The organism is Nocardia sp. NPDC004068, from assembly GCF_042874315.1.
GTDB lineage: Bacteria > Actinomycetota > Actinomycetes > Mycobacteriales > Mycobacteriaceae > Nocardia.
Genome location: NZ_JBIAMW010000017.1, coordinates 39,033 through 55,400 on the forward strand (window position 1 = coordinate 39,033; position 16,368 = coordinate 55,400).

Consider the following 16,368-nt stretch of genomic DNA (forward strand, 5'->3'; position numbering starts at 1 on the left):
TCGGGCGATGACCGACGCACTGGCCGGGATCCGGGTTCTGGACGTGGCCACCCTGTTCGCCGGGCCGATGGCGGCCACCCTGCTCGGGGATTTCGGCGCGGAGGTGATCAAGATCGAGCATCCGCGCGGCGATCCGGCGCGGGGGCACGGGCCGCAACGGGACGGGGTGGGGCTGTGGTGGAAGATGTTGGGGCGCAACAAGAAATCGGTGACGCTGTATCTGGGGTCGGCGGCGGGGCAACGGATCTTCCGGCGGCTGGTCGCCGACGCGGACGTGGTCGTCGAGAATTTCCGGCCGGGCACCCTGGAGCGCTGGGGACTGGGGTACGAGGCGTTGCGGGAGCTGAATCCGCGGCTGGTGCTGGCGCGAGTGACCGGATTCGGGCAGTTCGGGCCGTACGCGCGGCGGCCCGGGTTCGGAACCCTCGCCGAGGCGATGAGCGGATTCGCCGCCCTGACCGGCGAGCCCGACGGTCCGCCCACCCTGCCGCCGTTCGGTCTGGCCGACGGGGTGGCGGCGCTGACGACGGCCTACGCGATCATGACGGCGCTGCGGGCGCGGGAGCGCGACGGGGTCGGGCAGCAGGTGGATCTGGCCATCATCGAGCCGATCCTGGCATTGCTGGGACCGCAGTTGATCGCCTACGACCAGCTCGGGGAGCTGCCGAAGCGGTCGGGCAACCGGTCGGCCCACAATGCCCCGCGCAATGTGTACCGGACCGGGGACGGCGGCTGGGTGGCGGTGTCCACGAGCGCGAATTCCATTGCGGCGCGGGTCATGCGGCTCGTCGGGCGGCCCGATCTGGTCGAGCGGCCGTGGTTCGAGACCGGCACCGGGCGGGCCGCGCACGCCGACGAACTCGACGCGGCGGTGAGCCGGTGGATCGCCGCGCGCGGCGTCGAGGAGGTGGTCCGCGAATTCGAGAAGGCGGAGGCGGCCGTCGCGCCGATCTACACGGCCGCCGATATCGTCGCCGATCCGCAGTACCGGGCCCTGGAGACGGTCACGGCCGTACCCGATGACGAGTTGGGGCGGGTGCGGATGCAGAACGTGTTGTTCCGCTTGTCGGAGACGCCGGGCCGGATCCGTTGGGCCGGGCCCGCTCCGGGCGCTCATACGGCGGAGGTATTGGGGCGGTACGGGATCGATGCCGAGGAGTTGGCTCGGCTGCGCGCGGCGGGAGTGGTGGGATGACGGATCCCTTGCTGGCGGCGGTGCGGGACGGGGTGCGCCTGATCGAGTTGGGGCAGCCGTTCTTCACCGGTATGCCGTGTTCGCCCAACCATCCGGGCTTTCGAATGACTCTGGCGCGCAGGCACGGCGACGCGGTACGTCCCGACGGGGGTTCGGCCGCCAACGAGATCATCGTGACCGGCGGCCATGTGGGCACGCATATCGACGCGCTGAGTCACGTCAGCCACGACGGGCGTCTGCACGGGGGCGTCGACGCCGCCGAGGCCCAGCGCGGCGGCGCGTTCACCGCCCATGGCGCCGAACATCTTCCCGGGCTGCTGTGTCGCGGGGTGCTCCTCGACATCGCCCGGCTCCACGGCGCCGACGTGCTGCCGGGCGGGTACGAGATCACGGCGGGCGATCTGCGCGCCGCCGCCGAATCGGGCGGCATCACACCGCGATCCGGCGATGTCGTCCTGATCCGCACCGGCTGGTCCCGGCACTTCCCCGACCCGGCGGCCTATCTCGGCGAGCGCACCGGCGTGCCCGGCCCGAACGTCGCCGCGGCGCGGTGGCTCGCCGCCCACGGCATCGTCGCCACCGGGGCCGACACCACGGCCTACGAACACATTCCGCCCGGCACCGGCCACCGCGTCCTTCCCGTGCATCGCGTCCTCCTCGTGGACTCGGGCATCCACATCATCGAACATCTCGCCCTGGAGGACCTCTCCGCCTGCGGCGCAACGGAATTCACCTTCGTCTTGGCCCCTTTGCGCATCGTCGGCGGCACCGGCTCCCCGGTCCGCCCACTCGCCGCGATGAGCGCCCGACTGGACGAATCGGAGGCGATGCGATGAGCGCGCCGACGGTGGTGCAGACGCTGGCGGCGTTCGCGGAGTCGGCGGGAAGGAGCGGGATCGGGGCGGAGTTGCGGGAGGACGCGGCCCGGCGCGTGCTGGACGTCCTCGGCAACAGTGTGGCGGCGCTGGATCTCGTTCCGGCGCAAGCGGTTCGGGGGTTGATCGCGGATTGGGGCGGGCATCCCCGGGCGACGGCGCTCGGGATGCGCGATCGGGTGCCCGCGGCACACGCGGCGCTGCTCGGCGGGACGGTGGCGCACGCGCTCGATTTCGACGACACGCATCTGCCGTCGGTCCTGCATCCGTCGGCGTCGGTGGTTCCGGCGGCGCTCGCGGTGGCGGAGGCGGGCGGGGCGAGTGGGGGCGCGTTGCTCGACGCGGTGGGTATCGGGGTGGAGATCACGGTACGGTTGGGGGCGGCGGGATACGATGGGGCGCTGCGCAATTCGGTGTTCTTCGAGCGCGGGCTGCACGCGACCGCGATTTGCGGGGCCGTCGGCGGGGCCGCGGCGGCGGGCGTGCTGACGGGGTTGGACGCGGCGGGGATCGCGCACGCGATGGGGATCGCGGCCAGTATGGGCTCGGGGCTGCTGGAGGCCAACCGCACCGGGGGGACGGTGAAGCGGGTGCACTGCGGGTGGGCCGCGCACGCGGCGGTGACGGCGGCGGAGCTGGCGCGGGCGGGGCTGACCGGGCCGCCGACGGTGATCGAGGGGAGATTCGGTCTGCTGCACGCCTTCTGCGGCGACCGGTACGACCTGGCGGTGATCACGGCGGGTCTGGGGAGCGAATGGGAGCTGCCCCGGGTGTTCTTCAAACCCTATCCGTGCAACCACTTCACCCACGCGGGCATCGACGCGGCGATCCGGCTGCGCGCGCGGGGCGTCGACCCCGGCGATATCGTCGAGCTGGAACTCGGCGCGCCCACCCCGGTATTGCGCACCATCGGCGAACCGCCCGCGGCCAAGGCCGAACCCGAATCCGGTTATCACGCGGCGTTTTCGGGTCCGTACACGGTGGCCGCCGGACTGCTGGGCGGGGGCGGGCTGGGCGTGTTCCACGAGGACTTCACCGACGCGGCCGCCCGTGATCCGCGTCGGCTCGCGCTCGCCGCCAAGGTCCGCTGCGTCCCGGATGCCGTGTGCGACAGCATCTTTCCGCACCAGTTCCCCGCGGTTCTCACCGCGCGGCTGCGCACCGGCGACACGCTCACCGAGCGCGTCGACACCAACCGGGGCGGACCGGAGAACCCCCTGTCCGCCACCGAACTCGCCACCAAGTTCCGGCTCAACACCGAGGGCCGACTCACCGGCGAACGCGCCGACGCCCTCGCCGAAACCGTCTACGCCCTGGCCCGCCTCGACGACCTCGCCGATCTCACCGCACCCCTACGCCGGGAACTTGCCCGCCCGTCCTAACAGCGCCGGAACCGGCGTCCCCAGCACCTCCCCCAGCCACCGGCCCGTCTCGATGAGCCGATCCAGATCCAGGCCGGTGTCCAGCCCCATCCGGTCCAGCGCGTACACCAGATCCTCGGTGGCGATATTGCCCGTCGCCGCCGGGGCGAACGGGCACCCCCCGGTCCCGCCCACCCCCGCGTCGAGCACATGAGCGCCCGCCTCCACCGCCGCGAGCGCGTTGGCGTAGCCGGTATTGCGGGTGTTGTGGAAATGGCAGCGCACCAACGCGTTCGGCGCGATCGCCGCCACCCCGGCCACCAGCCGGCGCACCCGATCCGGCGTCCCCACCCCGATGGTGTCGGCCAGGGCGATCTCCTCCGGACCCGCCGCCGCCACCCGCCGCACCAGCTCCAGCACCCGGTCCTCCGGCACCTCCCCCTCGAACGGACAGCCGAACGCCGCCGCGATCGTCACGGTCCGCCACAGCCCGGCCTCCCCCGCCCGCCGGGCCAGCGCGGTCCAGCGGTCGATGCCCTCGGCGGTCGAACAGTTCTGGTTGCGGCGGCTGAACGTATCGGTCGACACCACCACCACATTGATCTCGTCCACCCCCGCCGCCACCGCGCGATCCAGCCCGCGCTCGTTGAGAACCAGTCCCGCATAGGCGATTCCGGGTCCGCGCGGAACCTCGGCCAGCACGGCCTCCGCGTCGGCCAGCTGCGGAACGGCCTTCGCGCTCACGAAGCTCACCGCCTCCACCCGGCGCGCGCCCGCCGCCACGCACCGGCGGATCAACTCGACCTTGGCGGCGGTCGGCACGAGCCTCGGCTCGTTCTGCACACCGTCCCTGGGCGCGACCTCGACGACGATCGGGTTCACGAATCCTCCCGCGCACGATCTTGTTACACGTTTCGCTGTGGGATACATTGTATCCATTCTGCGGCAGAAGAGGGAGTGACCGCATGGCAGACCGGAGCACGGCACCACTGGCCGATCTACGGGTCATCGAGATGGGACAGTTGCTGGCGGGGCCGTTCTGCGGCCAGCTGCTCGGCGATCTCGGCGCGGAGGTCATCAAACTGGAGTCCCCGGGCCGGGGCGATCCGATGCGGGAGTGGGGGCGGGAGAAACCGCGCGGACGCTCGCTGTGGTGGCCGGTGGTGGCGCGCAACAAGAAGTCGGTGACCTGCGATCTGCGCACGAGCGAGGGGCAGGGGCTGGCGCGGGCGCTCATCGCGCGCTCCGACATCGTGGTGGAGAACTTCCGGCCCGGCACCCTGGAACGCTGGGGGCTGGACTACGAGACCCTGCGCGCCGACAACCCGGGCCTGATCCTCGTGCGCGTCACCGGTTACGGGCAGCACGGCCCGTACGCCCCGCGCGCCGGATACGGGTCGATCGGCGAGGCCATGGGCGGAATCCGGTACATCACCGGCGACCCCGGCCATCCGCCCGCGAGAACCGGTATCTCCCTGGGTGATTCGCTGGCCGCGGTCTTCGCCACCATCGGCGCGCTGGCCGCGGCGCACCATCGCGGTAATACCGGCCGCGGGCAGATCGTGGACTCGGCCATCTACGAGGCGGTACTCGCGATGATGGAGTCGCTGCTGCCGGAATGGGCGCTGACCGGGTATCAGCGCGAGCGCACGGGCGCGGTGCTGCCGAATGTCGCCCCCAGCAACGTGTATCCGACCGCCGACGGCGAGATGATCCTCATCGCCGCCAATCAGGACAGCGTGTTCGGCCGCCTCGCCGCCGCCATGGGCCGCCCCGAACTCGCCACCGCGCCGCGGTTCGCCGACCATGCCGCGCGCGGGGAGAACATGGCCGAACTCGACGATCTCATCGCCGCCTGGACCGCCACCCTGGCCGCCGAACCGCTGCTCAGGCTCCTGCACGAGGCCGGGGTGCCCGCGGGCCGCATCTACACCGCCCGGGACATGTTCGCCGATCCGCATTTCGCGGCGCGCGAGGCGATCGTGCGGCTGATCCATCCCGAACTGGGCGAGTTCCCCATGCAGAACGTCGTCCCCAAACTGAGCGAAACCCCCGGCGCGATACGGCATCTCGGCCCCGAACTCGGCGAACACACCGGCCAGGTCTACCGCGAGCTGCTCGGCCTGGACGACGAGCGGCTCACCGCCCTGGCCGACCGCGGTGTGATCTGACATGTCCGATCTCGCCGACGACTACCGCCGTCACGGCTTCGCCGCTACCCTCGGCCCCGGCCGCTCCCCCGCGGTCCTGGTGGTCGACGTCTGCGCCGCCTACCTCACCGACGGATCGCCGCTGCGCGCCCCGGTCGAGGACGCGGTGGCCGCCGCCCTCACCCTGGTCACCCGAGCCCGCGAGCGCGGGCGGCCGGTCGTCTTCACCCGGGTGTCCTATCGGCCCGGCACCGCGGACGGCGGCCTGTTCCGGCGCAAGGTGCCCGCGCTGGCCGCCTTCGAGGAGGGCAATCCGATGGGCGCGTTCCTCCCCGCTCTCGCCCCGGCGGCGGGCGAGGTCGTGATCACCAAGCAGTACGCGAGCGCCTTCCACGGCACCTCGCTCGCGGCCACCCTCACCGCCGAGGGCATCGACACGCTGTGCGTGGCCGGGCTGACCACCAGCGGCTGCGTCCGCGCCACCGCCACCGACGCGCTGCAACACGGCTTCCGCCCGCTGGTCGTGGCCGACGCCTGCGGGGACCGCGATCCCCGCCTGCACGAGGCGAATCTGCTCGACCTCGACGCGAAGTACGCCGATGTCGTCGACCTCGCCGCCGCGCTCGCGGTCCTGGACTGAAACACTCACCGACACAAGGGATATTGTTATGGGACCGCATCCGCACGGCTGGTGGATCCTGCTGCACCTGGTGCTGTTCGTCTTCTGGCTGGGCGGGGACCTCGGGGTGTTCTACTCCAGCCGGTACGTCATCGATCCGGCCCGCCCGCCCGCCGCGCGGGCCACGGCGCTGGCGATCATGAGCGGACTGGATCTGGCGCCGCGGATCTGCCTGGTGCTGTTCCTGCCCAGCGGCGTCACGCTCATGGCCCTCGACCCGCACGGCGCGCACGCGTTCGGAATCGCCCTGTTCCCTTGGTGGTTCGTGGTCGCGGTGTGGCTGATCGCCGCCGTGTGGCTCGCGCTGACCGTCGCCGCGCACCGCACCCACGGCCGCTTCCCGGCCGTGGTCCGCGCCGATCTGGCGCTGCGGCTGGCGGTCGTCGCGGGCATGGGCGTCGCCGGGATCTACACGCTGATCGCCGACGAACCGTTCGGGGTGACGACGAATCCGCGCTGGCTCGGCGGTAAGATCCTGCTCTACACCGTCGCCATCACCGCCGGACTCGGCATTCGAATCACCCTGCGGCCCTTCGGATCCGCGTTCGGACGGCTGATGTCGAGCAGCTCCGACGACGGCGTCGAACGCGTCCTGCGCGGCAGCGTGAACGGCTGCCTGCCCTACGTCTGGGTGATCTGGGGCAGCGTGCTGGCCGCGGCGGCGCTGGGCGTGCTGAAACCCGGCGCGCATCTGTGAGCGCGGCGCCGCCGGAGATCAACCGCTGTAACCCAATTGGGCCGACAGCGCCCCGGCCGCCTTGAGCAGTATGGGAACATACTCGCGCAGCCGCGGCTCGAAGCGCGGCAACGGCCCGCACACGCTGATGGCGGCGACGACACAACCGTCGTGGTCGAGGATCGGCGCGGCGATCGACGCGGCCCCGATCTGCCGCTCCCCCAACGAGATCGCGTACCCGCGCTCGGTGATCTCCTTCAGCTCCGCGCGCAGCCGCCGCACCTTGGTGATGGTGGCGTCGGTGAGCGGGGTCAGCTCGTGCCGGGACAGGTATTCGTCGATCTCCTCCTTGCGCAGGAAGGCCAGGATCGCCTTGGACGAGCTGCCCGCGTACAGCGGATACGGCTGTCCGAGGGCGACCTCCATCCGCAATTCCTGGTCCGGCACAACCTGATCCGCGTACATCCTGGTGTCGCCGCGCCGGATCGACAGCGTCGCCGTCTCCCCCGTCACCGCCGACAGCCGCCGCAGCTCCGGCGCCGCCATCACCCGCAGATCCGTGCGCGCGAGATACGCGCGCCCGAGCGCGATCGCCGCGTGCCCGAGCGCGTAGCGGCGGGTGGTCGGTTCCAGCACGATCAGATCGCGGCTGCGCAGCGCGGTCAGGATGCGATGCACGGCGGCCTTGGTGATGTCGAGTTCCGTGGCGATCTCGGTGACGCCGAGATCGGGACGGCCGCTGCGGCCGAACAGCAGCAGCACATCCATCGCGCGCTCGACCGCCGCGATCGAACGGCTCTGGGTATCGGATTCGGATTCGGGCACGCAGCCAGTTTAGGCGGCGGATTTCGCTAGGGGAAACACCATCCCACTTGCGGAGGACCTGCGGCAACGTTACCTTGAGCGTAACAGCGTTTCCACTATCGAAACGGAGGCCGGTGTGGAACCCTCTGCCAGCACGATGATCGGCGAACGGCTCGTCGAGGACATGTCCGACGCCGAACGCGAACGGGCCGAACGGGTCGAATCGGTACTCCCCGCCCTGCGCGCGGCCGCCGAGGAGGCCGACCGCACCGCCACCTTCCCCGCCGGACATGTCGCGTTGCTGCGCGACGCGGGCCTGCTGGGCCTGGTGGTGCCGGAGAAGTTCGGCGGGCTGGGCGGCTCGTTGCGCGATCTGGCCGCGGCCACCTTCGCGATGGGAACCGCCTGTCCGTCAACGGCTTTGGCGTACTTCTTCCACAACACCAGCGCCTCGCGCGGGCTGCTGCCGCTGGAGGCGGTCGACGCGGGCCTGTTCGACGCCGCGGAGATCCCGGTGGTGCGCGCCTTCGCGGAGAAGGTGCTGACCCGGATGGCGGGCGGCGCGTGGCTGGCCAACTTCGCCTCCGAATCGGTGAAGACGGAGAAGGCGAACATCACCATCGCCACCACCGCACGCAAGGTGGACGGGGGCTGGATCCTGTCCGGGGAGAAGTCCTTCGGCTGCGCCACGGGCGTCGCCGACTACTACCTGACCTCGGCGAAGCTGGAGAACTACGACACCGCCGAGGGTCTGGCGACCTTCTTCGTGCCGCGCGACGCGCCGGGCGTGCACACGCGCGCGCCGTGGGACGGGCTGGGGATGCGGGCCACCGCCAACAACGGTATCCGGCTGGAGGAGGTGTTCGTGCCCGACGACGAGGCGCTGGCCGTGCCGGGGGCGTTCACCAAGATGCTGCGCATGAGCCGCGGCTCGTTCGTGGGCAATCAGCTCGCGATCGCCGCGGTCTACACCGGGTGCGCGCAGCGGGCCTACGACGAGACGCTGACCGCCACCACGCGAAAGACGTTCGCCGACACCGGGAAACCCATCGCCTCCTCGGACGTGCACCAGCTCATCATCGGCGAGATGACGCGGCAGCTGCGCACCGCCTATCTGTGGTTGCGCTATCAGCTGGCGATCGAGACGTGCGAGCCGCCGCTGAAGTCGAAGCAGGAGGTGTTCGCGCAGTGGCGGCTGGGCAAGGGCGCGGTGACCGAGGCGTGTTTCCAGGTCGCGCTCGGGGCGTTCAAGGCGGGCGGCACATCGGCCTCGGCCATGAGCGGCGTGGCGGGACGGGCGCTGCGGGATCTGGCCATGGGACTCGTCATGACGTTTCCCGCCGAACGCGGCATGCTCGAGGTGGCCCGCATCGTCACCGACGCCCGGGCCAACGAGTTGTTCACCCCCGCGCCGGAGGGCCGCCCATGACCGTCGAACTGCCGCCGATCACCGATCTCGTCGACGGGGAGCGGGGCACCCCCGAGCTGGATCTCGCTGTGACACTGGAGGATCCGGCCACCGGAGCGGTCGTGGGGCGGGCGGCGGCGACCGCGCCGGAGCGGGTGGAGCGCGCGCTGGCGGTGGCCGAGCGGGCCGCGGCGGAGATCACCCCGGAGACGCTCGACGCGATCGCGGACGCGCTCGAACCGCGGCTGGATCGGATCGCGGAGCTGGACGCGGCGAGCACGGGAGTGCCGATCGCGCAGACCCGGCTGCTCACCGCGATCGTCACCGGCGCGTTCCGGTTGGCGGCCGCGCAGATTCGCGACGGGGCCCGGCGCTCGGATCGGGACGGGGTGCGGGTGCTGCGGCTGCCGCTGGGTCCGGCGCTGTGCCTGGTGCCGTGGAACGCGCCCGCGCCTATGGCCGCGCACAAGGTGGCCGGGGCGCTGGGGGCGGGATGCCCGGTGATCCTCAAGGTGAGCGAGTTGACGCCCTACAGCGCGGTCGTGCTCGCCGAGGCGATCGCCGACCATGTGCCCGGGGATATGTTCCAGCTGGTGCAGGGCGGCCCGGCGACGGGCGCGCGGCTGGTGTCGGATCCGCGGATCAAGGCGGTGTCGTTCACCGGCGGGGTGGGCGGCGGGCGGTCGGTGGCCGCGGCCTCCGCGCCGCTGCTGCGGCCGTGTCAGCTCGAATTGGGCGGGAACAACCCGCTTCTCGTACTGCCCGACGCGGACACCGATATCGCGGCGCGGATGGCGGCGGATCTGCTCACCACGCTCAACGGGCAGTGGTGCCGGGCGCTGGGCCGGTTGATCGTGCCCGCCGATCGGCGCGCGGAGATCGTCGAGGCGGTGGGGAAACGGTTGGCGGCCTTGCGGATCGGGCCGCCGCTGGCCGAGGGGACCGAGTTCGGGCCGCTGATCCATTCCCGGCATGTTCGCACGGTGCGCGGGGCGCTCGGCGCGCGGGCCCGAAGTTTCGGTGTCGCACCGGAATTCGGCAACTACGTCCTGCCCGCGCTGCTGGACGACGATCTCGCCGACGAGGTGTTCGGACCCGTCGCGGGGGTGGTCGGCTACGAGACGGTGGAGCAGGGGGTGGCGGCGGCGAACGCGACGCCGTACGGGCTGGAGGCGTACGTGTGCGGGGGCGACGAGGAGTCCGCGCTGGCCGTCGCGCAACGGATCCGGGCCGGGGAGGTGAAGGTCAACGGATCGTCGATCATGAGCCTGCACCTGATGACCCCGCGCCCGGCGTGGGGGGTGTCCGGGCTCGGCGAGGAGGGCACGGCGGAGACGTTGCGGTTCTTCACCGGTGCGCGGGTGGTCGGCGTCGAGGGCCGGTTCGCCCTGCACGGCTCATGACCCGGGTGGTGGTGGCCGGGGCGGGCCCGGTCGGGTTGTCGGCGGCCCTGGCCCTGGCGCGGCGCGGGGTCGCGGTGACGGTGCTCAAGCAGGGCGCGGGGCTGGCGGCCGAATCGCGGGCGTCGACGTTCCATCCGCCGACGCTGGAGCTGCTGGCGCGGCTCGGGGTGGTGACGGAGTTGCTCGCGGCGGGGATCGTGGCGGCGACGTTCCAGTACCGCGAGCGCGGGGGTGCGGCGGTCGCCACGCTCGATCTGGGGGTGCTGGCGGACGATACGCCGTATCCCTATCGGGTGCAGTGCGAGCAGAGCAAGCTCACGCCGATCCTGTTGCGCGCCTTGCCCGCTCACGCGGAGGTGTGGTTCGGGCATCGGGTCGAGGGGGTGCGCGCGGACGGGGACGGGGTCACGGTGTCGACCACGTGGGGCCGGGTGCGGGCGGACTGGCTGATCGGCGCGGACGGCGCGCATTCGGTCGTGCGCGCGGCCGTCGGGGCCGGGTTCGACGGCTCGACCTATCCGGAGCGGTTCCTGGTGGCCTCGGTCGACGAGGACCTCACCGCCGCGCTGCCGGGGATCGCGCCGATCAACTACGTCTTCGATCCGGTCGAGTGGCTGGTGTTGCTGCGCACGCCCGAACAGTGGCGGGTGCTGCTGCCGGCACCCGGCGACACCGACGACGCGACCGAAATACGCCGTCTCCCAGACCGATTGACCGAGGTGGCCGACCTCGGCAGGCCGTGGCGGTTGTCGCACGCCTCGCTGTACCGGGTCCATCAGCGAGTGACCGAGCGGTTCCGCCACGGCCGCGTGCTGCTCGCGGGCGACGCCGCCCACGTCAACAATCCACTCGGCGGACTGGGCATGAACAGCGGCATCCACGACGCGGTCACCCTGGCCGAGGCGCTGGCCGACGTCCTGTCGGGCGCCCCCGAAGCCCGGCTGGACGCCGCCGCGGCGCACCGCCACCGGGTCGCCGTCGAACACGTCCAGGCCACCAGCGACGCCAACTATCGCCGAATGCGCGGCGATCTCAACGCCTTTCGCGATCAGGTCCGCCGGTTGGCCGCCGATCCCGCCGCCGCCCGCGACCATCTGCGCCGGGCCTGCCTCATCGATACCCTGCGCGTTCCCGGAGCCGAGCGACTGCCATGATCGAGCGGGCGAATCCGGCGCGGCCGGGAGAGATCGTGGGGCGGGTGCGGGCGACGGCGGTCGCGGAGATCGATGCGGTCGTAGCCGCGGCGGACGAGGATTTTCGGGAGTGGTCCCGCGTGCCCGTGGCGGATCGGGTGCGTGAGATCGCCACGGCCGCAGCGGTTCTCGACGAGCGGCGGGAGGAATTGGCGGCGCTGCTGGCCCGGGAGTCGGGAAAGCCGGTGGCGGACTGCCGGGGGGAGATCGGGTTCGCCGCGGCGTATCTGCGGTGGGTGTGCGCGCGGGCGCCGGAGTTGTGCGGGGACAGCGTGATCGATGACGAGCAGGGCCGAATCACGGTGGGGCGGCGGCCGTTCGGAGTGGTGGTCGCGATCACGCCGTGGAACGCCCCGATCATTCTGGCGGCGATCAAGGTGGGGCCCGCGCTGGCGGCCGGAAACACCGTGGTGCTCAAGCCCTCTCCGCTCGCGCCGCTCGCGGTGAGCCGGTTCGCGGAGCTGCTGCCGCGGGTGCGGGTGGTGCACGGCGGCCCGGAGGTGGTGCGGGCGCTGGCCGGGCATCGGCTCGTGCGGAAGGTGGCGTTCACCGGGGGCGAGGCGGCGGGCGCGAGTATCGCGGCCGAGGCCGGGCGGGCGCTGACACCGGTCGTGCTGGAATTGGGCGGGAACGATCCGGCCGTCTTCCTCGACGATTTCGCGCTCGGCCCGGCGGATTACGAGCGGCTGGTCCTCGCCTCGTTCGCGACCGCCGGGCAGGTGTGCATGGCGGCCAAGCGGCTGTACGTCCCGCACGCGCGGGCGGCCGAGTTCACCGACGCCTACCTGGCCGCCGCGAAACGTGTGCTGCGCGTGGGTGATCCGCTGAACGAGTCGGTCACGATGGGACCGGTGGTGGATCGTGTTGCCGCCGAACGCATTACGGCCCTGATCGGCGACGCCCGCCGCCGCGGCGGCCGCGTCCACGAACTCGCCCCGAGCCCCGGCGGGCCGGGCTGGTTCGTCGCCCCGGTGCTCGTCACGGGCCTGCCCGACGACGCCGATCTCGTCCGCCGCGAACAGTTCGGTCCCGCCGTGCCGCTGCTGACCTACCGGGACGAGGCCGAGGTCCTGACCCGAGCCAACGCCGGGGAACTGGGCCTGGGCGCGTCGGTCTGGTCCGCCGACGAGGACCGCGCGTTCGCCTTCGCCGCCGGATTCGAGGCGGGTTTCACCTTCGTCAACACCCACAACCGCACCGGCATGTCCCTGCGCGCCCCGTTCGGCGGCGTCAAACGCAGCGGCTACGGTCGCGAATACGGCGACGAGGGTTTCCGGGAGTACGTGCAGACCACCGTGATCCACGCCCCCGCCGCCTTCCGCCCAGGCGGCGCCGGGATGCCCGCCCGCGCGTACCCCCAGCCCTGAGCCCCGGCGTCAGCCGCGATAGTCCACCACCGCGCGGGCGGCGAGCCGGGGCGCGAGCCACGCGGCGACCTCGCGATGCGCCGGATGGGCTTGGTAGCCGGTCAATTCCGTTTCGGAGTCGTGGGTGGTGGTGAGGCAGAGGTCGTAGGAGACCGGCGTGGCCAGTTCGTCCAGGGCCAGGTGCAGGGTGCGGATCTGGGGGACGCGGGCGGGGAGGCCGCCGAGGAGTTCGGCGGCCTCACGCGCGTCGGCGCGGTCGGTGAATTTCATCAGGACCACGTGCGTCAGGGTCATCGAGATCGGCTCCGGCGCACCAGGATCAGGCCGACGACGGCCGCGAGGATCACGACCGCCACGATCACCCCGATCACGATCGGCAACGTCGAGTCGGAGTCGTCCGATTTCTCCGCGGCGGCGGTCGCGGCGGGGGTCGGTGTCGCGGTCGCCCCGTGGCCGAAGGTGAGGGGCACCGAGGTGAGGATCTGGGCGGGATTCACCAGGCTGGTGACGGCGAGGGTGCAGGCGCCCGGGGCGGCGGTGCAGTCGACGCCGCCGACGTCCGCGACCAGGGTCACGGTGGCGCCCGCCATGGGCCGCCACACGCCCTTGTCGTCGGCGTTGCCGAGCAGCGATCCGGTGAGGTTGCAGTCGCCCGGGGTGGCGATCCGCGGTTTGCACTGGCCGACCGCCACCTGCGGCATATTCGGCGGCAGGCCGTCCAGGGCGATCGAAACCGATTGCCCCACGGTCACATTGTCGACCTGACCGGGTCGCAGGAGCGGGTCCGCCAAAGCGGCGGGCGCGGTGGCGACCAGCGCGGTGAGGAGCGCGCCGCCTAGGGCGGCGCGGGCAGCGGTGCATCGCATGGTCTACCCGAAGGTCAGGGGGACGGAGGTGAGGATGTTGCCGGGATCGGTCAGGCTGGTGACCGCGATGACGCAGGCGCCCGGCGCGGCGGCGCAGTCGACCCCGCCGATCGATCCGACCAGCGTGACGGCGCTGCCGCCGCGCGGCTGCCACACGCCGTCGGCGTCGGCCTTGCCGAGCAGGCTCCCGGCCAGATTGCAGTCGGCGGGGCCGGAGACCTGCGCCTTGCACTGGCCGACGGCGACCGAGTCCAGATTCGCGTCGAGCCCGGACAGGCGCACGCCGATGGTCTGCCCCGCCGAGACGCCGTCGCTCGCGCTGAGCGACAGGTCGGCGTAGGCGTGCGCCGGGGCGGCGGTCACGGCCGCCGCGACGGCCGCGACCGCGAAGATCCCGGAACGGATCGTGGTTCGAATCATGTTTTCCTCCTGGTGATTTCCCGAAACTTTGGGTTAGAGCCGACGCCGCCGATCGGCGAGGGTGACGGCGGCGAGGACGATCAGCAGCGCCGCGGTCAGCGACCACAGCGGCGTCGAGGGACCGCGGGTGTCGGTCGGGGGCGCGGCCACCGCGACGGGCGCCGCCGTGGCCGAGGGCAGGTGCGAACCGGCGAAGTCCACCGCGACCGCCGCGGAATTGGCGGCGATGACGGCGGGCGGTTCGGTGCCGGGCAGCGGCGCGGCGGCGATCACGCAGCGCTGCGCCGTGCAGTCGATCTGCTTGAAGGTGGGATGCGCGATGAGCTCGACCACGGGGAGGGTGCCGTCGTCGCCGATGTTCACGAATGTCGCGCCGCCGTCGAGATCGCAGTCGCGCAGCCCGTTGCTGAAGTTCTCCCGGCACAGTCCGACCGCGACCGCCGCCAATCCGGGCCGAAAGCCGTTGCCGCGTACGCTGATCCGTTGTCCGTCGGTGAGCCCCTGGGCGGCGCTGACCTGGAGGCTCGCTGGTTCGTCCGGGGCGGCGTCGGCGCGTCCGGGCACGACGAGCAGCGCGGCGAGGAGGCAGCCGATTCCGTATCTCATGATGTCCTTCCGATCAGCCGGTCGGCGGCGACCGCGGCGAGGGCCACCAGCGCCGCGCCGATGGTCAGCGCCGAACCCGTTCCCCACCAACGGCTCAGCCCCGCCGCCGTTCCCAGTCCCGTCAGGGCACCCGCCGACCCGGCCAGCGCGGTCGCCGCCGAGACCCGAATCCCGGCCCCCGCCAACGCCGTATCGTCCAGCGCGGCCAGGGCTCGCCCGAGCGCCGCCACGGTCACGGCGAGTCCGACGACGAGGGTCCACACGCCCGGAGCCGTCGCGACGAGGACCGCTCCCCCGGCGGCGAGCAGCAGCAGCGGCGCGACCGCTCCGGAGCGGCGGCGCGGCAGGACCAGCGGCAGGGCGGGCGCGGCGGCGAGGGCCAGCCATCGCCACTGCTCGGCGTCGAGCACATTCCAGCGGAACAGCAGCAGATGCAGGGTCGGCAGGACCACCAGCCCGGCCGCGGCTCCCGCGGTGAGGTAGGCGGGCAGCAGCGGCCACGGCACGGCCGAGCGTTCCGGATCCCGGCGCGATGTCTTTCGTCGAAAACCATTGATCACCAAGGGAATCGAGGTCACCAGCACGACGGCGCCGGTGATCGACAACGCGTATCCGGGATGCCGCGCGCACGCCCCGGCCAGCACCGAGCCGCCCACCAGGCCCGCCGCCATGACGGCGTACCAGATCCCCACTGCCCGCTCACCGGTCAGCACCGCGACCCGACCCGCGATCAGCAACGGCCCCGTCGCCGCCCCCGCCACGAGCACGCCGACCGTGAAGGCCGCCACCCCCTGCCCCGAACCGGCCGTCACCAGGCCCACCCCCGCCAGCAGCCCGCACGCGGCGCGGAACAGCGGCGGCACACCCCGCCGCACGAGCAGCATCGCCCCGCCCGTCCCGGCCGCCAGCACGAACGCCGTCACCGCGAGGTAGAGGCTCACCGCGCCCGGAATCCCCGCCACCCCGGCCAGCGGCTTGGCCAGCAACACCAGGGCGACGCCCGCCACCGGCCCCGCACCCACCCCGGCCGCCGCCGCGGACCAGTCGCTCGGCGTCGCCGAATACGGTGCGCGACAGCCGGATTCGACGGTCGTGTCGGAGGTGGCCGGACTCGGCCCCGGATCGATTCGGATGCGCATCGGATCGCCATCCCTATCTTCGGCATCCGTTTCTCTAGAGGAAACGGAGTTTCACAGTTGCCCTATTGAACCCGGCGCACCCACCCGCGTCAAGGCGGGACGCAACCGTAACTACCTGGAAACAAGCTCGATTCAGGATCGGTCGTGAACCGGACGGATCTCGGCGATCGCTGGACAGATCGACGGCCCGGGTACAGAATCACGACTGTTAGGAAACGCTGTTTCG

The 16,368-nt window shown here is 72.1% G+C and carries 17 protein-coding genes; 10 read left to right on the top strand and 7 right to left on the bottom strand.

The features are described 5' to 3' along the window. Positions 1–7 precede the first annotated feature (7 nt). Genes ACFYTQ_RS32080 through ACFYTQ_RS32090 form a run of 3 tightly spaced genes read left to right on the top strand, consistent with a single transcriptional unit; the run spans position 8 to position 3,452 of the window. The gene (locus ACFYTQ_RS32080) at positions 8–1,195 is read left to right on the top strand and encodes a CaiB/BaiF CoA transferase family protein (protein ID WP_387369105.1); all 1,188 of its coding nucleotides are present in this window, start codon (positions 8–10) and stop codon (positions 1,193–1,195) included. After that, the gene (locus ACFYTQ_RS32085) at positions 1,192–2,031 is read left to right on the top strand and encodes a cyclase family protein (RefSeq protein ID WP_387369106.1); all 840 of its coding nucleotides are present in this window, start codon (positions 1,192–1,194) and stop codon (positions 2,029–2,031) included. Before ACFYTQ_RS32080 ends, ACFYTQ_RS32085 begins: the two co-directional genes overlap by 4 nt. Then, on the top strand, positions 2,028–3,452 hold the full coding sequence (locus tag ACFYTQ_RS32090; RefSeq protein ID WP_387369108.1) for an MmgE/PrpD family protein: 1,425 nt from the start codon (positions 2,028–2,030) through the stop codon (positions 3,450–3,452). The genes ACFYTQ_RS32085 and ACFYTQ_RS32090 overlap by 4 nt, the downstream gene beginning before the upstream one ends. Here the strand turns inward: ACFYTQ_RS32090 and ACFYTQ_RS32095 are convergent. After that, a complete protein-coding gene (locus ACFYTQ_RS32095; RefSeq protein ID WP_387369110.1) occupies positions 3,423–4,361 on the bottom strand; it encodes a hydroxymethylglutaryl-CoA lyase in 939 nt (312 codons plus the stop codon). The genes ACFYTQ_RS32090 and ACFYTQ_RS32095 overlap by 30 nt on opposite strands. 35 nt (positions 4,362–4,396) lie before the next feature. On the opposite strand from ACFYTQ_RS32095, the gene ACFYTQ_RS32100 reads away from it, so the two are divergent. Genes ACFYTQ_RS32100 through ACFYTQ_RS32110 form a run of 3 tightly spaced genes read left to right on the top strand, consistent with a single transcriptional unit; the run spans position 4,397 to position 6,957 of the window. Further along, positions 4,397–5,602 carry a CaiB/BaiF CoA transferase family protein gene (locus ACFYTQ_RS32100; protein WP_387369112.1) on the top strand — a complete coding sequence of 402 codons (1,206 nt, stop codon included), beginning with the start codon at positions 4,397–4,399 and terminating at the stop codon, positions 5,600–5,602. Position 5,603: 1 nt separating this feature from the next. Then, positions 5,604–6,221 carry an isochorismatase family protein gene (locus ACFYTQ_RS32105; protein ID WP_387369114.1) on the top strand — a complete coding sequence of 206 codons (618 nt, stop codon included), beginning with the start codon at positions 5,604–5,606 and terminating at the stop codon, positions 6,219–6,221. A 28-nt stretch (positions 6,222–6,249) separates the two neighbouring features. Continuing rightward, positions 6,250–6,957 carry a hypothetical protein gene (locus ACFYTQ_RS32110; RefSeq protein ID WP_387369116.1) on the top strand — a complete coding sequence of 236 codons (708 nt, stop codon included), beginning with the start codon at positions 6,250–6,252 and terminating at the stop codon, positions 6,955–6,957. An 18-nt stretch (positions 6,958–6,975) separates the two neighbouring features. Here the strand turns inward: ACFYTQ_RS32110 and ACFYTQ_RS32115 are convergent, their stop codons facing one another. Then, complete coding sequence (locus ACFYTQ_RS32115; protein WP_387369118.1) at positions 6,976–7,761, bottom strand: IclR family transcriptional regulator; 786 nt, start codon at positions 7,759–7,761, stop codon at positions 6,976–6,978. 115 nt (positions 7,762–7,876) lie between these two features. Here ACFYTQ_RS32115 and ACFYTQ_RS32120 point away from each other — a divergent pair, with 115 nt between their 5' ends. Genes ACFYTQ_RS32120 through ACFYTQ_RS32135 form a run of 4 tightly spaced genes read left to right on the top strand, consistent with a single transcriptional unit; the run spans position 7,877 to position 13,111 of the window. Beyond that, positions 7,877–9,169, top strand: a complete 1,293-nt coding sequence (locus tag ACFYTQ_RS32120) for an acyl-CoA dehydrogenase family protein (protein WP_387369120.1) — start codon at positions 7,877–7,879, stop codon at positions 9,167–9,169. Next, positions 9,166–10,551, top strand: coding sequence for an aldehyde dehydrogenase family protein (locus tag ACFYTQ_RS32125; protein WP_387369122.1), 1,386 nt, complete (start codon positions 9,166–9,168; stop codon positions 10,549–10,551). The genes ACFYTQ_RS32120 and ACFYTQ_RS32125 overlap by 4 nt, the downstream gene beginning before the upstream one ends. Beyond that, a complete protein-coding gene (locus ACFYTQ_RS32130; RefSeq protein ID WP_387369124.1) occupies positions 10,548–11,705 on the top strand; it encodes an FAD-dependent oxidoreductase in 1,158 nt (385 codons plus the stop codon). The genes ACFYTQ_RS32125 and ACFYTQ_RS32130 overlap by 4 nt, the downstream gene beginning before the upstream one ends. Beyond that, the gene (locus ACFYTQ_RS32135; protein ID WP_387369126.1) at positions 11,702–13,111 is read left to right on the top strand and encodes an aldehyde dehydrogenase family protein; all 1,410 of its coding nucleotides are present in this window, start codon (positions 11,702–11,704) and stop codon (positions 13,109–13,111) included. Before ACFYTQ_RS32130 ends, ACFYTQ_RS32135 begins: the two co-directional genes overlap by 4 nt. 9 nt (positions 13,112–13,120) lie before the next feature. Here the strand turns inward: ACFYTQ_RS32135 and ACFYTQ_RS32140 are convergent, their stop codons facing one another. From ACFYTQ_RS32140 to ACFYTQ_RS32160, 5 genes are read right to left on the bottom strand one after another with little or no spacing between them, the layout of a single operon-like run. After that, a complete protein-coding gene (locus ACFYTQ_RS32140) occupies positions 13,121–13,405 on the bottom strand; it encodes a Dabb family protein (protein WP_387369128.1) in 285 nt (94 codons plus the stop codon). Next, complete coding sequence (locus ACFYTQ_RS32145) at positions 13,402–13,977, bottom strand: hypothetical protein (RefSeq protein WP_387369130.1); 576 nt, start codon at positions 13,975–13,977, stop codon at positions 13,402–13,404. The genes ACFYTQ_RS32140 and ACFYTQ_RS32145 overlap by 4 nt, the downstream gene beginning before the upstream one ends. Positions 13,978–13,980: 3 nt before the next feature. Next, entirely contained in the window at positions 13,981–14,397 is a 417-nt protein-coding gene (locus tag ACFYTQ_RS32150) for a neocarzinostatin apoprotein domain-containing protein (RefSeq protein ID WP_387369132.1), read from the bottom strand. 33 nt (positions 14,398–14,430) lie between these two features. Beyond that, on the bottom strand, positions 14,431–15,003 hold the full coding sequence (locus ACFYTQ_RS32155) for a GPS-CTERM domain-containing protein (RefSeq protein WP_387369134.1): 573 nt from the start codon (positions 15,001–15,003) through the stop codon (positions 14,431–14,433). Continuing rightward, complete coding sequence (locus tag ACFYTQ_RS32160) at positions 15,000–16,142, bottom strand: hypothetical protein (RefSeq protein ID WP_387369136.1); 1,143 nt, start codon at positions 16,140–16,142, stop codon at positions 15,000–15,002. The genes ACFYTQ_RS32155 and ACFYTQ_RS32160 overlap by 4 nt, the downstream gene beginning before the upstream one ends. Positions 16,143–16,368 lie beyond the last annotated feature (226 nt).

Excerpts from the sequence above, each read along its gene's own strand:
- ACFYTQ_RS32080 (WP_387369105.1), top strand. The coding sequence starts at position 8 with ATGACCGACGCACTGGCCGGGATCCGGGTTCTGGACGTGGCCACCCTG.
- ACFYTQ_RS32085 (WP_387369106.1), top strand. The coding sequence starts at position 1,192 with ATGACGGATCCCTTGCTGGCGGCGGTGCGGGACGGGGTGCGCCTGATC.
- ACFYTQ_RS32090 (WP_387369108.1), top strand. The coding sequence starts at position 2,028 with ATGAGCGCGCCGACGGTGGTGCAGACGCTGGCGGCGTTCGCGGAGTCG.
- ACFYTQ_RS32095 (WP_387369110.1), bottom strand. The coding sequence starts at position 4,361 with ATGTATCCCACAGCGAAACGTGTAACAAGATCGTGCGCGGGAGGATTC.
- ACFYTQ_RS32100 (WP_387369112.1), top strand. The coding sequence starts at position 4,397 with ATGGCAGACCGGAGCACGGCACCACTGGCCGATCTACGGGTCATCGAG.
- ACFYTQ_RS32105 (WP_387369114.1), top strand. The coding sequence starts at position 5,604 with ATGTCCGATCTCGCCGACGACTACCGCCGTCACGGCTTCGCCGCTACC.
- ACFYTQ_RS32110 (WP_387369116.1), top strand. The coding sequence starts at position 6,250 with ATGGGACCGCATCCGCACGGCTGGTGGATCCTGCTGCACCTGGTGCTG.
- ACFYTQ_RS32125 (WP_387369122.1), top strand. The coding sequence starts at position 9,166 with ATGACCGTCGAACTGCCGCCGATCACCGATCTCGTCGACGGGGAGCGG.
- ACFYTQ_RS32130 (WP_387369124.1), top strand. The coding sequence starts at position 10,548 with ATGACCCGGGTGGTGGTGGCCGGGGCGGGCCCGGTCGGGTTGTCGGCG.
- ACFYTQ_RS32135 (WP_387369126.1), top strand. The coding sequence starts at position 11,702 with ATGATCGAGCGGGCGAATCCGGCGCGGCCGGGAGAGATCGTGGGGCGG.
- ACFYTQ_RS32140 (WP_387369128.1), bottom strand. The coding sequence starts at position 13,405 with ATGACCCTGACGCACGTGGTCCTGATGAAATTCACCGACCGCGCCGAC.
- ACFYTQ_RS32145 (WP_387369130.1), bottom strand. The coding sequence starts at position 13,977 with ATGCGATGCACCGCTGCCCGCGCCGCCCTAGGCGGCGCGCTCCTCACC.
- ACFYTQ_RS32150 (WP_387369132.1), bottom strand. The coding sequence starts at position 14,397 with ATGATTCGAACCACGATCCGTTCCGGGATCTTCGCGGTCGCGGCCGTC.
- ACFYTQ_RS32155 (WP_387369134.1), bottom strand. The coding sequence starts at position 15,003 with ATGAGATACGGAATCGGCTGCCTCCTCGCCGCGCTGCTCGTCGTGCCC.
- ACFYTQ_RS32160 (WP_387369136.1), bottom strand. The coding sequence starts at position 16,142 with ATGCGCATCCGAATCGATCCGGGGCCGAGTCCGGCCACCTCCGACACG.